This is a genomic window from Pirellulales bacterium, from assembly GCA_019636345.1.
In the GTDB taxonomy this organism is placed as follows: Bacteria; Planctomycetota; Planctomycetia; order Pirellulales; family Lacipirellulaceae.
This window is the reverse complement of record JAHBXQ010000004.1, coordinates 179,265-195,792: the sequence shown is the minus strand read 5'-3', so window position 1 is coordinate 195,792 and position 16,528 is coordinate 179,265. Positions and strand designations below refer to the sequence as shown.

Genomic DNA, 16,528 nt, shown 5'->3' with positions numbered 1-16,528 from the left:
TGACCGAGACAGATGTTGCGCCGTCGCCAACCCAGATTATAGCCTGTGCCAACTCACCAGGCTGATCCGCCCCGCTCCCCTCCCGACGACTTCCGCCCCACAATCCGCGACCCTGGGCCGCTCTCATGCATCTCGCCCTCGTGCAACTCGACACAGTCTGGCTCGACAAGGAGGCCAACTATGCGAAGTGGCGCGCGCTGACGGCGCATGTATCCCCCGGGTCGCTGATTGTACTCCCCGAGATGGCCGACGTCGGTTTCACCATGCGGTCCCAGGCCGCCGGAGCCGGCGACTCGGCGGCGGCCGTCGTCGAGTTGGCCCGCCAGCGGGGGTGCTACGTCGCCGCGGGAATCGTCGTTCGCGACGGCTCAGTCTGCCGCAATACGTGCCTGACGGCCGGTCCCGACGGCGAGATCGCCCGCTACGCCAAGCGGCATCCGTTCGTGTTGGTGAAAGAGGGGCTGTCCTACGCACCGGGGACGGAAGTCGTGGTCGCAGATCTCGCGGGGACAATGTTGGGGCCGTCGATCTGCTTCGACCTTCGCCACCCTCATGTGCAGCGCGAGGCGGCGCTCGCCGGGGCCGAAGTCCTGGTGAACGTCGCCAATTGGCCCGAGGCGCGCATCAACCACTGGAAAGCGCTCTTGGTCGCCCGGGCCATCGAAAACCAAGCCTACATGATCGGCTGCAACCGCTGCGGGCGCGACCCGTACGTCGCCTACCCGGGGCAAAGCGTCGTCGTCGACCCGCTCGGCGAGATCGTCGCGGAGGCCGGCGAGGAGGAATCGGTGCTCGAAGCGGAAATCGACGTCGAGCGCGTGCGCCAACTGCGGCGCGACATGCCGTTCCTCCGCTCGTGAAGGGCGCCCCGAGCCGGGATGCGTCAGCTCCCGGAGTGAGTTCTCCTTCCTCCAGGAGCTGACGCTTCCCAGCTCGGTGAGGTGGCCCCCGAAATCCGGACAGCTTTGGCGGGGGAGCAGCGTCGAACGTGGGTTAGCGACGTCCGTACACTCAACCTTTTGGCCGCTACGCTTTTAATCCGCCGGCGCCGCGCTCGGCGCGGGCGAAGATTTCGCCCAAACGCACAGTAAAGCCCGGCAGAACGCCCGCGCCGTCGAGCATGCCGTCGGCGTCGATCGAACGCGCCGGCTCGCCAGGGCGATGAACGATGGCCGTCCGCGTCGTCGGTTCGATGTACCACACGAGTTGCACGCCGGCGTTAAGATACTCGGCGAGCTTGAGTTCCATCTCGCGCTTCGTGTTGCCCGGCGAGAGGATTTCCACGGCCAGATCAGGGGCGATGCGAAACGCCGCCTCCCGCGGCAACTTGCGGTCGGGAAAGCGCTCCCAACGAATGAAAGAAACATCTGGAATACGCATGCGATCTGGGAGGATCCGCAGCATGCCGGCCTCGCCGGCGACGAACCCCAGCGGCTGCTCATCGAGAAAATTGCGAATCAACTGAATCAACACCGCCGCGATCCCCGATTCCCAAACCCCCATCGCTTTGTCCACCAGGATGCCGTCGACCCATTCGCAGAGCGACTCCTTGGATTCGCACAGTCGGATCGCGTCGTCGATCGTCGCCGTGCCGAGCGGCGGATTGACGCGAATTCGTTCGGCCGGCACGTTCCCCAGCCGATCCTGCACCTGGGCGAGGGTCCAACCAGCCGGAAACACGAGCGGCGGCGCGGAATAGGGCGTGGGCGCGGTGCTCATACGCGTAAAACGCTTAGAAAAAGCGGGGAGTCACGCTCTCATTATGGACCGATCTCTGCAATCCTGCAAACTCAGGCGGACTAACGCAGACGGCCGACCCTTTTTGTAAACAATCCGTTGCCCGTTCGCGGCTCAAGCCGCGAACGGAGTGAGCGAATCGGCATGTCATATGAAATCGCGTCAACCCTCAGTGGATCGTGATCGTTGGGTCGCCAGTCGAACCGGCGACCCAACCTATTTTACTGCGGCGCGAACTGCCGTTCCTCCGCTCGTAGCTCACGTTGGTCCGGCTCCAGGTTCGCCCCGACTTGGGGGCAAGAACCCATCAGGCTGCAAGCTTGGCTACGCCTTCAGTACGCCGCGTTCCCCCAGCAGCTTCATCACCGCCTCAAGGCACCTGTCCAGCGGCGTCGTCGCGGTGTCGAGCACCAGATCGGGGTTCGTCGGCGGTTCGTACGGGGCGCTCACGCCGGGGAAGTTCGCGATCTCGCCGGCCTCGGCCTTGGCGTAGTGGCCTTCCTGATCGCGGGCCCGGCAAACTTCGACCGGTGCGTCGAGGTGGATCACCAGGAACCGCTCGGCGCCGACGACCTCGGCCGCCTTTTGACGGACCGCTTCTTCAGGAGCCAGGAACGCGGCCAGCACGATGAGCCCCGCTTCGTTAAGCAGCTTGGCCGCTTCGCTCGATCGGCGGAGGTTTTCGCTGCGGTCGGCGACCGTGAAACCCAAGTCGCGGCTGATACCGCGGCGCATGTTCTGGCCGTCGAGAACCGCGGCGGCTCGTCCCAAGTCGAACAGCCGCCGCTCAAGCGCGTAGGCGAGCGAGGTTTTCCCCGCCCCGGCCAGCCCCGTGAACAGGACCGTGCAGGGGGTTTGGCCGAACCGGGCCCGGCGTTCCTCGGCGCTGACGTTACTCTTCGTGGCGTGCAGGTTTGCGTCCGCCTCCTGCTCCCAATGGTCGTCCTTGTCGGCGGTCGTTCGGTCGAGGATCATCCCGGCGCCGACGGTGACGTTGGTCACGCGGTCGACGACGATGAACGAGCCGGTCCCCTTGTTCGCTTTGTATCCGTCGAAGGCGATCGGCTGGTTGAGCCGCACTCGGCAACGGCCGATTTCGTTGAGCGCCAACGCCGGAGCGTCCTGCCGGTGGAGCGTGTTGACGTCGATCCGATACCGCAGCCGGTCGATTGCGCCGGCCACCAGCTTGGTCCCCTGCTTGAACCAGTACTGCTTGCCAGGCACCAGCGGCTCGTCGTTCATCCAGACGATCGTCGAATCAAACAAGTCGGAGCTCTGCGGCACGTTGTCGGGCCGGACGAGCATGTCGCCGCGGCTGACGTCGATCTCGTCCTCCAGGGTGAGCGTGACCGATTGCGGCGCGAACGCCTCGTCGAGTTCGCCATCGAACGTGACGATCGACTTCACTCGGCTGGTCTTGCGCGAGGGGAGGGCCGTCACCTCGTCTCCCTTGCGAATGCGGCCCGAAGGGATCGTGCCGCAGAACCCGCGGAAGTTCAGGTTGGGCCGGTTGACGTACTGCACCGGAAACCGGAAATCGACCAAGTTGCGGTCCGATGCGATGTGGACGTTCTCCAAATGATGCATCAGGGTCGACCCCTCGTACCACGGCATGTTGGGGCTGTGGTCAATGAGGTTGTCCCCCTTGAGCGCGCTGATGGGGATGAAGTGCTGATCGACCATGTCAAGCTGCGCGGCAAAGTCGCGGTAGTCGTCGCGAATCCTAAGGAAGACCTCCTCGCTGAAGTCCATGAGGTCCATTTTGTTGATCGCGACTAAGACGTGCTTGATCCCCAGAAGCGACACGATGAACGAGTGCCGCCGGGTCTGGGTCATCACGCCGTGCCGGGCGTCGATGAGGATGATCGCCAGATCGCAGGTACTGGCCCCCGTGGCCATGTTACGGGTGTATTGCTCGTGCCCCGGGCAGTCGGCGATGATGAACTTCCGCTTGGCCGTGGAGAAATAGCGGTAGGCGACGTCGATCGTGATCCCCTGCTCCCGCTCGGCCTTGAGCCCGTCGGTGAGCAGGGCCGGATCGAAGTCGGTCCCCGTAGTCCCGTGGGTCAGCGAATCGCGCTGGATCGCGGCCAATTGATCCTCGTAGATCATCTTGGTCTCGTAAAGCAGCTTGCCGATGAGCGTACTCTTCCCGTCGTCGACGCTGCCGCAGGTAAGAAAGCGCAAGAGCTCCTTGTGCTCATGCTGCTTCAAGTAAGCGTCGATGTCGGTGGCGATTAAGTCGGACTGGTGGGACATGTCGTTTGACTGAAATCGATTGTTAGAGAGCTGGGAGGACGTCGACACGCAAGATGCGGCCTGAGTAGAACACGCACTCCGACTAAGTCAACTCACCCAATTGCGACGTCGACAGTCGCCAGAGCGGTTGCTAGTTCTCTCTCGTGGGTTGGCTTTGGGTTTCGTCGAGATGTTTTAGGCAGGTTCGCCGACGTACGCTGCACAAGCAAGCCGCCATAGCCAGACTAAGTGATTGAGGCTCCGGGATAGGCGGCGTCCAACCACTTGGGACGAACGCAATCTCCCAGGGGGAGAAAAACGTCGCTGACTTTGCTAGCGTCGGTCCGTTTCCGAACTTGTCCAGGTAATAGAGTCCGCTGCTCTCCGTTAGCCAGAGCCCGCCGTCTTCGTCCGGGGCAACATATCTAAACGCGGGAAACGGCGCCGCTAACGGAGTCACATTGCCGGTAACGGGATCGACTCTTTGCACGCTGCTTGAGGACGCAAACAAAGCAGTTGCAATTTGGCCGTCAGGCAAGACGTCGAGATCGGTGAATTCTCGTCGAGCTGCGAGTATCTCATGAATAATTCCGGATGCGAAATCGATCCGGACGAGACCGCGAAAGAACTCGCTAACGTAGATTTCGCCATTCACGCCGACCGCGACGTTGTTCGGCGAGAATTGGTCCGGCTTGGGAAACGCCGTGAGTTCGCCAGTTGCGCGCCGGTAATAGTACAGTCCCCCGTCAATGCCATTGAGCCACTCGCCGTTTTCGATGCTTGCAGTCGTAGCCGGTCGCGCGATGACGTAGTCGCCCTCGGGAGTAACCGCGATATCGGCCGCGCCGGGGATTGTCGGCAGACCAATTGGCGACGCGTTGCCCGTGACGGGATGGATACGGATGAGCGATCCGTTGGAGGGGCGTATAACCGTTCCGTCCAGGTCGAATGTGAACTTCCCGCCGAGAATTGAAAAAGGACGATCCGTCCAAGGCAGTGAAAAGAGCTGGCCCGTTGACGGCTCGAACTTAAGCCAGTCGTTGAAGAAATCAACAATGAGGACGTCGCCGGGCGCGATGCCCGAAGCGGTAGGCAATGACAGCGGTCCTGAAGCAACTATTCGGCCATGAAGGAGCGCAAGGATCGCAAAGACGGCGCTAGCGCAGAATAGCCCGACTTGACGGCAGTGAACGTTCATTAGGCGACAAGGGTGTTGAGGCTATGTGACCTTCGGGATTCAGTTCAGTCTATTCAAGATTGCTAGAAATACCCTTCCTTTTTCTTCTCCTCCATCGACCCGCTTTGGTCGTAGTCGATCACCCGGCCTTGCCGTTCGCTCGTCTTGGTGAGCAGCATTTCTTGGATGATTTCGGGGAGAGTCGTCGCGTTGGACTCGACCGCCCCCGTCAGCGGGTAGCAGCCGAGGGTGCGGAAGCGGACGCGTTTCATCACCGCTTGGTCCGCCTGCTCCTTCGGCATCCGGTCGTCGTCGACCATGATCAACGCCCCGTCAACGTCGACCACCGGCCGCTCGGCTGCGAAGTAGAGAGGCACGATCGGAATCTTTTCCAAATGGATGTACTGCCAGACGTCCAATTCAGTCCAGTTCGACAGCGGGAACACGCGAATGCTTTCCCCCTTGTGAACCTTGCCGTTGTACAGGTTCCACAATTCGGGCCGCTGGTTCTTGGGATCCCAGCGGTGGTGCTTGTCGCGAAAGCTGTAGACCCGCTCCTTGGCTCGCGACTTCTCCTCGTCGCGGCGGGCGCCGCCGAACGCGGCGTCGAACTTGTATTTGGTCAGGGCTTGCTTGAGCGACTGGGTCTTCATGATGTCGGTGTGCACCGCGCTGCCGTGCGTGTAGGGGCCGACCCCTTGCTTCACCCCGTCCTCGTTGATGTGGACCAACAGATCCCAACCGAGCTCTTTGCGGATCAGGTTCTCGCGGAACGAGATCATCTCGCGGAACTTCCACGTCGTGTCGACGTGCATCAGAGGAAACGGCGGCTTGCCGGGGTAGAACGCCTTTTCGGCGAGCCGCACCATGACCGAACTGTCCTTGCCGATCGAGTACAGCATGACCGGATTGTCAAACTCGGCGGCCACTTCGCGGATAATGTGGATGCTCTCGGCCTCAAGCTGTTTGAGGTGAGTCAGACGGTAGGAGCTCATGGCCAGTCTCGGTCGGGAAGTTCCGCGGATGCGGGTGCGGCTGGGGGGCGGACAGGTCAAGGTCGGCGCCCGGCGACGCCGGGCGATTCAGGTAAGCAGGATGATCTGCGGCAATCAAACGGGCCAGTTTAGCAGGGCGCCGGGCGAGGCGACAGACGCAAGGCGCCGGGGCGTAGCCTTCGGCGGCCACACTCGGCGGCATTGGTGAGACAGGCTTGAGGATCGAGGGGGCATGCTCCGGCCTGCTCCAACGGGGGGAAACCGTTTGCGAACTCCCCCCGTCGAGGAGGAGCCACCGGACGGTTGTACCGACGAGGCCGGTCGCACCGCGAGGATTGCGCCGCCTGGACCGGGAATGCGGAGAACCGCCCGCCGCACAGCCGATCAGGATCCCTCAAGGGGCCGCCGCTCGGCCCAAATCCTTGATCATTCATCATTTCCAGAGAACAATAGGGCTAGCGGGTGCCGAGCGGGGGCAATGCACGCCGCGACTCTCGTTGCTGCTGCGATGTCGCGTTGTACGCGCTTCCCGAAATGCCTCGTCTCGCCCCCTGTGCGCTCCGGCCGCGCCGTGACCCCGGTATTCCATCCCATGCCACTGAACGCGGCCACGCCTGCCTTTCCTCGCTTGTGCCGATTGCTCGCGCTCGCGGCATGTATGGCAGGGTGCTGGGCGTGCACCAGTTCCCAGGCGGCCGGCTTTCTGGCTTGGCAGACCGAAGTGCGGTATGACCTGTTGGCAACGAAGCTGGGGAGCGACGTTCCGACAGGGGCGGGCGTCTCCGTGTCGATCGTCGAAGCGGCGGCGATAACAGCCTTCTCGGTCAATTCGGGCGAGTCGCTCAATTATCAGTGGCATCCGTTCATGCCGAATCCGAACAATGCGGAATTTACGACCGGCGATCCGTTCGGTCAGACGACGGTCTTTAACGATGTGAACGGATTGGGCCCGGCGTACCTCCGCGACAGTTCCGGCGCGTTCGTCATCGTCGAAGGGCAAATGGTTCCTGTCTATTCCGGACATTCAACGACGACCGTCGCCGCCAATCTCGTCGGAAACGTCTCGGGGCTCGCCGCCGGAGTCAACACGGTCGACGTGTACGAGGCGAATAACTACCTGTCAGACGTCATCCGCTACTCTGGGAATCAGAATCCCGTAGCTCAGAACTACCGTGTGCAGAATCTGAGTTGGGTCGCCGGGCTTGCTCCTGGCGGGAGTTTCACGCTCGAAGACCCCAACAACGTTTCAGCGTTGCGGCGGTTCGACTATCTGATCGACGCCGCCAACAGCGACGAGGGGATGACTGCGGTCGTCGGTCTGGCAAACAACGTCAACCCCATCCCCTATCTCTGGGCGCACAGTTACAACGCGATCGTCGTGGGACGCAACGACGGAATTCATAGCGCCGGATTGACGTTGTCGCCAGGTTCAAACGCTTACGGTCCGGGCCGAAGCAAGCCGGATCTCGTTGCGCCCACGCTCGGGGCACAACCATTGCCCGCCGCCAGCGCATCCACCGCAATGGTCAGCTCGGCGGCGACAATCTTGCACGAAACGCTCGCATCGACGCTCGGTCGCAACGCCGAGGTCGTCAAGGCGATCATGCTCGCCGGAGCGGAGAAGAAGGCGTCGTTCAATTGGCAGTACGACGCATCGACCGTCCTGCCTAGCGGGGCGGTGCAAGTGACCAGACCGCTGCACGACGTCTACGGCGCCGGCGAGCTTGACGTCTGGAACAACTACCTCATCGCCGCCGCGGGGCGCAACGTCGGCAGCCAGAGCGAACCCGCAGCGCCCGCTAGCAACAACGGCTGGGACTATCAGGATCTCAAGAGCCAGCCCTCGGCCGGGTCGGTGTATTACACGCTCGAGGTGCCGCAGGGGACGACGGCCCAGGAACTGTCGATCGTGCTCAACTGGCACGTCAAGGTTACCGACTCGAATCCGTCTCCGTCGATCTTCTCTCCGACCCACTCGCTGCAGAACCTGGATTTGCGGCTGTACGACTCGACCAACGGATTCCTCGACACCCTGGTCGCCGAGAGCGTCAGCGCGGTCGACAACGTCGAGCATCTGTTCTTCAGCAACATCGACGGCAACGCCGCGAACAACATCGGCTCGGGGACCTACACCATCGAGGTGGCCGGCGCCGCGGGATGGGACTTCGGCATTGCATGGCGGATGTCGACGCTGTTCGACGTCCCCTCGGCCGACTTCGACGGCAACGGCGTCGTCGACGCGTTGGACTTTATGCTCTGGCAGCGCGGATTCGGCAAGCTGCAGGGAGCACTGGCTTCCGACGGCGACGCCGATGGCGACGGCGACGTCGATCACGACGATCTTCAATTCTTGCGAGACAACTACGGCACGGTCGTCAGTCCCCCGCCGCTGCAAGTCGCGGCTCTGGCGAGGGTCGTGCCCGAGCCGGCCGCGGCGTCGCTGGCGGCAATCGCCGCGACGGCCGGTGCTTGGACCGCGCGGCAACGACTCCGCAGGCGCCCGTGCAAGACGTGCTGACCGACGGCTGCTGCGACATTCGCTCAAGAACTATGATTCACGCGTTGGGCAGCCGGATGAGATCGCGCCGCACAAAGCTCGACCAGCGGCGTCTGCGTCGGGCGTTCAGCCTCGTCGAGCTCTTGGTCGCAATCGCAATCATCGGGGCCTTGGCTTCGCTGTTGCTTCCCGCGCTCGGTTCGGCCCGCGAGGCGGCTCGCCGAGCCCAGTGCATGAGCAATCTCAAGCAAATCGGCTTGGCAGTCGTCAACTACGAACAGCAGCGACGCCAGCTCCCCGCCGCAGGCGATTTCGAACCTGCCGCGAGCGCCATCGCGTTTAGCTCGAACCATTTTCGCGTCAACCTGCGCTCGGGGACGAATCACAGTTGGCTTGTGCGATTGCTGCCGTATCTAGAGCAGCAACCGTTGTTCGACCAGTTCGACCTGACGATGCACGTCTCGGAGAGCGACTCGGCGCCGCAGCAGGCCCAGCCGGCGGTTTTGCTCTGTCCCGCGGACGAGTCTCGAGGGCGTATGTACGACTTTTCGCCGACAGGCGCCGGGCGGCGCACGCAGTTCGCCAAGTCGAATTACGCCGGCTACACCAGCCCGTTCCACGTCGACGACGTCATCGCTCATGGGGCGCTCGCCCACTACGGGCAGGACTTGCGGCGCGTGACCGACGGGGCTTCGCGGACGATCCTGGCCTCGGAAGTCCGGACCCGCGAGCACCCGCTCGATCAACGCGGCGCATGGGCCCTCCCCTGGGCGGCGACTTCGCTCTTGGCCATGGACGTCCACCCGTTGTGGTACAGTACCGCGATGAAAGACAAGCGCGACGCGATCAACCCGTTCATCATCGATCCGATCAGCTTCGGCTTTACGCAAACGCCTAACGCGAAGACGGCCGACGTACTGTACGAGTGTCCCGATCTCGTGGGCGAGCAGCTTGATCGACTTCCTTGCGTCCCCGAGGCGATGTACTACATCTCGGCGGCGCCGCGGTCGAATCACCCAGGTTTGGCGCTGTTCGTGCGGCTCGACGGGGGCGTTTTCGCATTGACCGACGGCGTCGACGAGTCGACGATGGCCTATCTGATCGCCATCGACGACGGCGCGGCGAGCGACGGGCTCACGGCGCCGTAGCCGCCCGCAGCAAGCCCTGAGCTCTCCCACGCATGCCCTCCGCGCCTCGTTCTGGTCGACTCGTCGTTGCCCGCTTGTGCGCCGTCGGGGCGGCGGCGGGCGTCCTCGTTGCGGCGGGGGGACTCGCCTGGAACATGCTGGCGCCCAACTCGTGGGTCTGGTCCGACGAGCAGGCGCGGGACTACGCCGAGGCAACCGTCGCGATGCACCAAGCCCAACAGGCGACCGTCGACGCGTCGCGCCCCGACTTCGAAGCGGTTCGTCGCCAGGTCGAGGCCGCTCGGCAGCGGTACGAACGCTTGCATGCCGAACTCGGCTCGGCCCGCGAGACCCTGCAAGCACGCGGCTCGCGGCTCATTCAATGGGGCTGTATCCTGACGGCCGCCTGCGGCATCGGGTATGTTGTCCTCAATCAAGATCAGTCATGAAAGGACCCGTCGCGCCATGTCGCGACGCATGTCCAACGCTCAAGCGATTATTCCGCAAGCCGGTATCGCGAGGAGCGTCCGAGATACCCTGACAGGAGAATCGCCGTGCGCGAAAGCGTCTTACTCTCGCTGGTCGTCGTCGCCGTCTCGACCGCTTCGGTCGCCGCCCAGGAAAGCCTCCCCGCAGGGGCGGCCGCGCGGCCCGGCGCAGGGGCTGCGGCCCCGACGCCGACTCATCACAGTTACGCAATCGGCTACGATCTGGGGGCCAGCTTCCGCGGCGACGGGATTGAACTTGATGTCGAGGCCGTGATCGCCGGCATCCGCGATGCGCTGGCCGGCGCCCAACCGAAGTACGCGCCGGAGACCCTGGGGGCGGCGATGCAGGAGCTCAACGCCCGTCGGCTGGAAATCTTAAGGCGTCGTAATCTTGAGTTCCTGCAAAAGAATCAATCGCAGCCTGGAGTTCAAATTACCCGTAGCGGACTGCAGTACGCCGTGCTCAAAGCGGGCGACGGCCCCACGCCCGGCCCCGGCGATGCGGTGCGAGCCCACTATACGGGGCAACTGATCGACGGAACGGTATTCGATTCGACCCAGGGTCGCGAACCAGCGGTGTTTCCCGTCCAGCGGGTCATTCCGGGCTGGACCGAGGCGCTGCAAAAGATGAAAGTCGGCGACCATTGGCGGTTGTTCGTGCCGGCGAGTCTGGCCTACGGCGAGGAGGGTCGCGACGGCATTCCGCCCCACGCGACGCTGATTTTCGAGATTGAACTGGTGGAGATCGTCGATCAGGCGGCAATGCGAAGGCTGCAGGAGTAAGTCTTCGAAATCTCGCGCCCGGCGACGCATTCGGGCTGTGGTCTCGCGAGAGTTGATCCACGAGCGCAGAGGGGCGCCCGGCGAGTACGGCTTCTCCGCTCTGACCACGCAGCCGCGAATCGGTCGAGGCGCGCCACGTACCGAATTTGGACAGGCGCTGGAATATTGCCCTCAATCCGCAAATTCCCCCTCGCCAGCCTCTTTTATTCGGCGTATTTGCGGGTATCCTCATGGCAGAAGGGGCGGGTCGCCGCGGCGGCCGTTCTGTCGTTTCGGCTCGCCACGGCGAAAGGCCGGAACAACCCGCAAGAAAGCGGGTATTGGCTGCGGAATCCCCCTCCGCGCGGGTCTGAATCTGCTTGTGACCCGGCAGAACTAAACTAGAATTCGTGAAATGCCCATCCAGCGCATCTTATCGATGCGTCGGAATCGCTAGAGTTCGTTTTGATTCTCTTTTTTTGTTTCCCCAGCTTTTGATGGAGGGCGCGTGATGTATCAACGTTTCCTGTGCCTGACGGCAGCACTCGGCGTGCTGACGGCGGGCGTTACGGAGCAGGCCGACGCCGGCTTGTTCCGTAAGAAGTGCAAGACGGAGTCGTGTTGTGCTCCGGCTTGCGAGTCGAGTTGCGGCTGCGAATCGAGCTGCGACAGCGGTTGTGAAGCGGCCAGCGCGTGCGAGTCGTGCGCGTGTGCGGCGGCCAGCGGTTGCGGCGCCTGCGGCGCAGCGGCGGCGGCCTGCGGTTCGGCGGCGGCGGCCGATTGCGGTTGCGGCACGACCGTGGTCACCAAGACCGTCATGGTGCCGACCTACGTCACCGAGATGCGGACCGTGACGTCCACGGAGTACCAGAAGCAAGAGAAGACTCGGACCTACACCGTCTACAACCGGGTTCCGAAGACCGAGACCAAGACCGAGACCTACACGGTCATGGTCCCCTCGCAGCAGACCAAGACGGTGACCTACAACGTGTGCAAGCCGGTCGTCGAGACGAAGACTCGCGAGTACACGGTGCAAGTCCCCTACACCGAGCAGGTCGAGCAGGCCTACACGGTCATGGTCCCCAGCTATGAGGACAAGGTCGTCACCAGCACGGTGATGAAGCAGGTCGTCGAGCAGGTCGAGCAGGCCTACACGGTCATGGAACCGAGCTACAGCACCAAGACGGTCGATTACACCGTCAGCGTGCCGTACACCGAGCAGGTCGAGAAGTCCTACACGGTCATGGAGCCGAGCTACAGCACCAAGACGGTCGACTACACCGTCAGCGTGCCGTACACCGAGCAGGTCGAGAAGTCCTACACGGTCAACGTCCCCTACACCGAGCAGGTGACCGCCTCGCGGACCGTAACGAAGAAGGTCCCCGTGACGACGATGAAGACCGTGACGGTCAACACCGGTCATTGGGAAACCCAACAGGTCGCCGGGACCGACTCGTGCGGCTGCCCCACGACCTGCTGCAAGCGGGTGTGGGTCCCCGGCTGCGAAACCAAGGAAGTCCCCTGCACGACCTATCAGTGCGTCACCGAAGAGGTGCCGTACACCTACTGCGTGACCAAGTGCCGTCAAGAGACCAAGACCTGCATGGTCACGGTCAACAAGTGCCGGACCGAGACTCGCCAGCGCGAGGTCAAGGTCTGCACGATGGTCCCGGTCCAGAAGACCTGCACCGTGACGGTCAACAAGTGCCGGACCGAGACCCGCCAGCGCGAGGTCAAGGTCTGCACGATGGTCCCGGTCCAGAAGACTCGCACCGTCTGCGTGACCAAGTGCGTGCCCGAGACCGTCTCGACCACCGTCAAGGTGTGCAAGATGGTTCCCGAGCAGAAGACCCGCACCGTGTGCGTGCAGAAGTGCCGTACCGAGACCCGGACTCAAGAGTACCAGGTCACGAGCTACGTCACTGAGCAGGCCACGAAGGAAGTCCAGGTCTGCGTGATGGTGCCCGAGGAGAAGACTCGCACCTACGACGTCACCACCTATGAGTGCGTGCCGGAAGAAAAGACCGAGACCTACACCGTGTGCGTGCCGGTCCAGGTCGAAAAGCAGGTCGAGGTGAAGGTCTGCAAGATGGTCGCCCAGGAAGTCCAGGAAACTGTCTCGACCGGCGGCTGCGGCTGTGCGGCGAGCAGCGACTGCGGTTGCGCCGCTCCGGCGAGCAGCTGCGGTTGCGGCGAAGCGGCCCCCGCCGCTTGCGGCTGCAACTGAGCGTCCATGACGACTCGTTGAATGAAACCTGACGACGGGGCCGGGTTCCTACGGGAGCCCGGCCCCGATTTTTTTGCACTGCACTTAACCGCTCGCTTGCAGGCGAGGCGCCGTCTGCATCAAGCCGGCTGAGGATTCCCTCAGGTCAAGCGAGACCCGCCCCGATTCAGCGGGGCCCTATTGAGCGGGCCCGGTCGCGGCTCTGCCAGTCGATCCCCGACAAGTTCGCCAAAGCCAGCATGAGGGCGTGCGTGCCGCTGCGAGCGTGGCCTTGGGCTGCGACGGCTCGGTACAATTGCTCGCACAGCGCGAGCCCCGGCAGGGCGAGGTTCATCCGCCGGGCTTCCTCAAGCGCCAGCCCCATGTCCTTGAGGAAGTGCTCGACGTAGAACCCCGGGGCGAAGTCGCCGGCGATCATCCGGGGCCCGAGATTCGACAGCGACCAACTCCCCGCAGCCCCGGGGGCGACGGAACGGAGAACCGTCTCTAGATCGAGTCCGGCGCGGTAGGCGTAAAGCAGCGCCTCGCAAACGCCGACCATGTTGCCGCCGACGAGCGTCTGATTGACCAGCTTGGCATGCTGCCCGGCGCCGGGGCCCCCCTGGCGGATCCAGGTCTTGCCCATCGCGTTCCAGCAGGGGGCCAGGGCTTCGACGACCGCGGCGTCGCCGCCGATCATGATCGACAGGGCGCCGTTGCGGGCCCCCACGTCGCCGCCCGAGACGGGGGCGTCGATCGCCGTCGTCCCCCGGGCCGCGGCCTCCGCGGCGATCTCTTCGGCCAGGGCCGGCTGGCTGGTGGTCATATCGACCAGCACTCCCCCGGGCCGAAGCGTCGTCAGGACGCCGCCCGTTCCCAGATGGATTTCTCGCACGTCACGAGGGTAGCCGACGATCGAAAACACGACGTCGCTCGCCGCGGCAACGGCGGCCGGGGAATCGGCCCAACGGCCGCCCGCGGCCAAAAGCGGCTCAGCCTTGGCCCGGGTGCGCGTAAACACCGTTACGGCGAACCCGGCCTCGAGCAAACGCCCGCACATGCTGGCGCCCATGACGCCGGCGCCGATCCACCCCAGACGCGTCGTGGCGGGAGAAACTGGCGTCATCGAGGGGTACGATCCTGAAACGGAAAATTCATGCAGCAGGGGTCGGGACGACTTCGTCGCGCGGTCGCGAAGTGCATCGCAACGTCGACTTGTCACCAGTCTACCAACTGGCCGCCACGGCGGGGACCGGCGGCGAGGCCGTCAAAGCGATTGTCGGCGAACGGCAAGAGATGGCCTCCCGGCGGTATAGGCGTATGATTCTCGACGACGGCCGACAGCGGGTCGCGTCGTCCCCAGCGACTTGGAACGCGAGATCCGCCGACGATGAACCTTGCCCGGCTCTGCCTGAACCTGCTCGAAGCGGCGGCAACTCGATCACTGGAGGTTGCGCGGCGTCTGGCCGAAGACGTTCCCGTGGCGGTTGATTTCTCGCAGGCGAACCGCCGGATGCGCCGCGCCTGGACCCGCGAGCGGCACGCCCGGGGCGCCTATTTGACGCTGACCCATCAGCGGCGCCGGCTGCGGCGACGACGCGAGATTCGCGCCCTTGTCGAAGGACCGTCTCGGGAACGATATTGAGCCGCACGGCGGCAAATGCGAGGCGGTTTCGCGGTTACTTGGCCGCAGTCTCTTCGGGCAAATCGAACACGTAGTGATCGATGCAGGCCAGTCCCCCCAGCGCCAACGTCGACGCGACGAAGCACGCCGCGGCATAGCCGGCTTGGCCAAGCAGTTCCGTACTGGGGGCGTCGCTCCCCAGGCTCATGGCCCATTGGGCGAGCAGGTACCCGGCGTCAGCGAGAAAAACGATTCCCAGGATGAAGGCGACCCACGCCCCCAACTCAATCATGCGTTCAAACAACCATGCCATATGCGCGATCGCCCGTTGCAGTGTGGGTGGCCAAGAACGAGTTAGAGTACGACCCCGTGAGCAGTCGAATTAACGCAGCAGCCGCTGTCGGCAACGTGCCAGCGCCAAGGCGGCGGCTGCGGCCAGCATCGCACTGGTCGGTTCGGGAACGACTTGTCCGACGACCTGCAAAGTGAACCCCAAGTCTACCTGCGGCGGGGCTCCGGGCGCCAGCGGGATCGTCCCGGGGACGAGCGAGAACCGATCGATCCGCAATCGCAATTCCTCGATCGTCATGCCGCCGAAATCGGGCCAGCCGTTCATCCCGGCGAAGAATCCGCTTTCGGCGAAGCCGCGCTTTTCGGCCCGGCCGGTCGACTCCTCTGCGAAGACGACTCGCAAAATCTCGTCGATTCCGTCGGTGAGCCGCCCGATCGCGGCGTCGAACTCACCCCCCGCGCCGCCGGTCAAGGCGAACGCCGAGCCGACGTCGGCGGGGGTGATCGACACGTCGAACAACATCGCCCCCGCGCTCGTGGGCGCCAAGAACGACGGCGTGACGTCGAGCGAGAGCGTGAACCGCGTTGAAGCGAACACGTTGTTGCTGCGGTCAACAGCGAGCGACCGCTCGAACAAGACCGCCGCGGGGGCCGAAGTCGCCCCGAGGAGGACCAGCCCGCAGGCCCAGATTGCGACGCGGTTCATGAGCATGCCCTGTGTGCAAGGACGTATCGGGACGAGAAGCCGAGGCAGAACTCCGCGGTCCCCGGATCGCCCTCAGTATACTCTTGGAGGAGAAAAACGGCACGCAGCGAGCTCCGCGAGCCGGGATCGCTCCGGGCGACTGGCCGAGACGCCGCCGCAGGGGATATCATGCGTCCGGCTTTGCGACAAGGCGGCGGCCGGCGAGACGGGGTAGTCCCGGCAGGAACCGTCGCCGCAGCACTCTCTACAGACAGAATCGCCATGAGCGACGCCACGACCACAGTTGCCGAGTTGCGGGACGTCGTTCGCCAGTTCGTCGACGAACGCGACTGGCGACAGTTCCACGCTCCCAAGAATCTCTCGATGGCCCTGGCAATCGAGGCGGCCGAGTTGATGGAGCACTTCCAATGGATCGACGTCGAGACGTCTCGGCAGCTCCCCGACGACGCCGAGAAGCTGACCGCCGCGGCTGAAGAGTTGGCTGACGTTCTGGGGTACGGACTGGCGCTGGCGAATGAACTGGGAATTGACGTGTCGGAAACGATCCGGGCAAAGATGGCTAAAAACGCCCAAAAGTACCCCGCCGACGAGTTTCGCGGACGGACGAGCCGCGAAAACCAGTCGGAGTGACCGGCGTCAGACTTGCGGGCTAGGTCGCCGCTGATTTCGATCCACCTTGC

Annotated in this window: 15 protein-coding genes; 8 read left to right on the top strand and 7 right to left on the bottom strand. The window is 63.8% G+C overall.

Annotated features, from left to right (window positions below):
* Positions 1 to 125 precede the first annotated feature (125 nt).
* Positions 126 to 860, top strand: a complete 735-nt coding sequence (locus KF688_11525; protein MBX3426300.1) for a hypothetical protein — start codon at positions 126 to 128, stop codon at positions 858 to 860.
* Positions 861 to 1,026: 166 nt separating this feature from the next.
* Here KF688_11525 and KF688_11520 read toward each other — a convergent pair whose 3' ends face one another.
* The 4 genes from KF688_11520 to cysD all read right to left on the bottom strand — a co-directional run bounded on the left by KF688_11520 (position 1,027) and on the right by cysD (position 6,147).
* Positions 1,027 to 1,719: a Uma2 family endonuclease gene (locus KF688_11520; GenBank protein ID MBX3426299.1), complete on the bottom strand. Its 693-nt coding sequence runs from the start codon at positions 1,717 to 1,719 to the stop codon at positions 1,027 to 1,029.
* Positions 1,720 to 2,061: 342 nt separating this feature from the next.
* A complete protein-coding gene (gene cysN / locus KF688_11515; protein ID MBX3426298.1) occupies positions 2,062 to 3,996 on the bottom strand; it encodes a sulfate adenylyltransferase subunit CysN in 1,935 nt (644 codons plus the stop codon).
* Positions 3,997 to 4,126: 130 nt separating this feature from the next.
* The gene (locus KF688_11510; protein MBX3426297.1) at positions 4,127 to 5,173 is read right to left on the bottom strand and encodes a hypothetical protein; all 1,047 of its coding nucleotides are present in this window, start codon (positions 5,171 to 5,173) and stop codon (positions 4,127 to 4,129) included.
* Positions 5,174 to 5,235: 62 nt separating this feature from the next.
* Positions 5,236 to 6,147: a sulfate adenylyltransferase subunit CysD gene (cysD, locus tag KF688_11505; protein ID MBX3426296.1), complete on the bottom strand. Its 912-nt coding sequence runs from the start codon at positions 6,145 to 6,147 to the stop codon at positions 5,236 to 5,238.
* Between the two features lie 592 nt (positions 6,148 to 6,739).
* Between cysD and KF688_11500 the strand changes: the two genes are divergently transcribed.
* From KF688_11500 to KF688_11480, 5 genes are all read left to right on the top strand, one after another.
* Positions 6,740 to 8,665: a hypothetical protein gene (locus tag KF688_11500; GenBank protein ID MBX3426295.1), complete on the top strand. Its 1,926-nt coding sequence runs from the start codon at positions 6,740 to 6,742 to the stop codon at positions 8,663 to 8,665.
* A 32-nt stretch (positions 8,666 to 8,697) separates the two neighbouring features.
* Complete coding sequence (locus KF688_11495) at positions 8,698 to 9,792, top strand: DUF1559 domain-containing protein (protein ID MBX3426294.1); 1,095 nt, start codon at positions 8,698 to 8,700, stop codon at positions 9,790 to 9,792.
* 32 nt (positions 9,793 to 9,824) lie between these two features.
* Complete coding sequence (locus KF688_11490; GenBank protein ID MBX3426293.1) at positions 9,825 to 10,220, top strand: hypothetical protein; 396 nt, start codon at positions 9,825 to 9,827, stop codon at positions 10,218 to 10,220.
* Positions 10,221 to 10,325: 105 nt separating this feature from the next.
* Positions 10,326 to 11,042, top strand: coding sequence for an FKBP-type peptidyl-prolyl cis-trans isomerase (locus KF688_11485; protein MBX3426292.1), 717 nt, complete (start codon positions 10,326 to 10,328; stop codon positions 11,040 to 11,042).
* A 490-nt stretch (positions 11,043 to 11,532) separates the two neighbouring features.
* Positions 11,533 to 13,248, top strand: a complete 1,716-nt coding sequence (locus tag KF688_11480; GenBank protein MBX3426291.1) for a hypothetical protein — start codon at positions 11,533 to 11,535, stop codon at positions 13,246 to 13,248.
* 166 nt (positions 13,249 to 13,414) lie between these two features.
* On the opposite strand, the gene KF688_11475 is transcribed toward KF688_11480, so the two are convergent.
* Complete coding sequence (locus KF688_11475) at positions 13,415 to 14,353, bottom strand: NAD(P)-dependent oxidoreductase (GenBank protein MBX3426290.1); 939 nt, start codon at positions 14,351 to 14,353, stop codon at positions 13,415 to 13,417.
* Between the two features lie 264 nt (positions 14,354 to 14,617).
* Here KF688_11475 and KF688_11470 point away from each other — a divergent pair, with 264 nt between their 5' ends.
* Positions 14,618 to 14,872 (top strand): hypothetical protein, encoded by a 255-nt coding sequence (locus KF688_11470; GenBank protein ID MBX3426289.1) that lies wholly within the window; start codon positions 14,618 to 14,620, stop codon positions 14,870 to 14,872.
* 34 nt (positions 14,873 to 14,906) lie between these two features.
* On the opposite strand, the gene KF688_11465 is transcribed toward KF688_11470, so the two are convergent.
* Both KF688_11465 and KF688_11460 read right to left on the bottom strand, forming a co-directional pair.
* Positions 14,907 to 15,164 carry a hypothetical protein gene (locus KF688_11465; GenBank protein MBX3426288.1) on the bottom strand — a complete coding sequence of 86 codons (258 nt, stop codon included), beginning with the start codon at positions 15,162 to 15,164 and terminating at the stop codon, positions 14,907 to 14,909.
* Positions 15,165 to 15,233: 69 nt separating this feature from the next.
* The gene (locus KF688_11460; protein ID MBX3426287.1) at positions 15,234 to 15,848 is read right to left on the bottom strand and encodes a hypothetical protein; all 615 of its coding nucleotides are present in this window, start codon (positions 15,846 to 15,848) and stop codon (positions 15,234 to 15,236) included.
* Between the two features lie 261 nt (positions 15,849 to 16,109).
* Here KF688_11460 and KF688_11455 point away from each other — a divergent pair, with 261 nt between their 5' ends.
* The gene (locus KF688_11455; protein ID MBX3426286.1) at positions 16,110 to 16,478 is read left to right on the top strand and encodes a nucleotide pyrophosphohydrolase; all 369 of its coding nucleotides are present in this window, start codon (positions 16,110 to 16,112) and stop codon (positions 16,476 to 16,478) included.
* Positions 16,479 to 16,528 lie beyond the last annotated feature (50 nt).

Coding starts and splice junctions, on each gene's coding strand:
- KF688_11495 (MBX3426294.1), top strand. CDS start 8,698: ATGATTCACGCGTTGGGCAGCCGGATGAGATCGCGCCGCACAAAGCTC.
- KF688_11500 (MBX3426295.1), top strand. CDS start 6,740: ATGCCACTGAACGCGGCCACGCCTGCCTTTCCTCGCTTGTGCCGATTG.
- KF688_11480 (MBX3426291.1), top strand. CDS start 11,533: ATGTATCAACGTTTCCTGTGCCTGACGGCAGCACTCGGCGTGCTGACG.
- KF688_11510 (MBX3426297.1), bottom strand. CDS start 5,173: ATGAACGTTCACTGCCGTCAAGTCGGGCTATTCTGCGCTAGCGCCGTC.
- KF688_11520 (MBX3426299.1), bottom strand. CDS start 1,719: ATGAGCACCGCGCCCACGCCCTATTCCGCGCCGCCGCTCGTGTTTCCG.
- KF688_11465 (MBX3426288.1), bottom strand. CDS start 15,164: ATGGCATGGTTGTTTGAACGCATGATTGAGTTGGGGGCGTGGGTCGCC.
- KF688_11470 (MBX3426289.1), top strand. CDS start 14,618: ATGAACCTTGCCCGGCTCTGCCTGAACCTGCTCGAAGCGGCGGCAACT.
- KF688_11525 (MBX3426300.1), top strand. CDS start 126: ATGCATCTCGCCCTCGTGCAACTCGACACAGTCTGGCTCGACAAGGAG.
- KF688_11455 (MBX3426286.1), top strand. CDS start 16,110: ATGAGCGACGCCACGACCACAGTTGCCGAGTTGCGGGACGTCGTTCGC.
- cysN (MBX3426298.1), bottom strand. CDS start 3,996: ATGTCCCACCAGTCCGACTTAATCGCCACCGACATCGACGCTTACTTG.
- cysD (MBX3426296.1), bottom strand. CDS start 6,147: ATGAGCTCCTACCGTCTGACTCACCTCAAACAGCTTGAGGCCGAGAGC.
- KF688_11475 (MBX3426290.1), bottom strand. CDS start 14,353: ATGACGCCAGTTTCTCCCGCCACGACGCGTCTGGGGTGGATCGGCGCC.
- KF688_11460 (MBX3426287.1), bottom strand. CDS start 15,848: ATGAACCGCGTCGCAATCTGGGCCTGCGGGCTGGTCCTCCTCGGGGCG.
- KF688_11490 (MBX3426293.1), top strand. CDS start 9,825: ATGCCCTCCGCGCCTCGTTCTGGTCGACTCGTCGTTGCCCGCTTGTGC.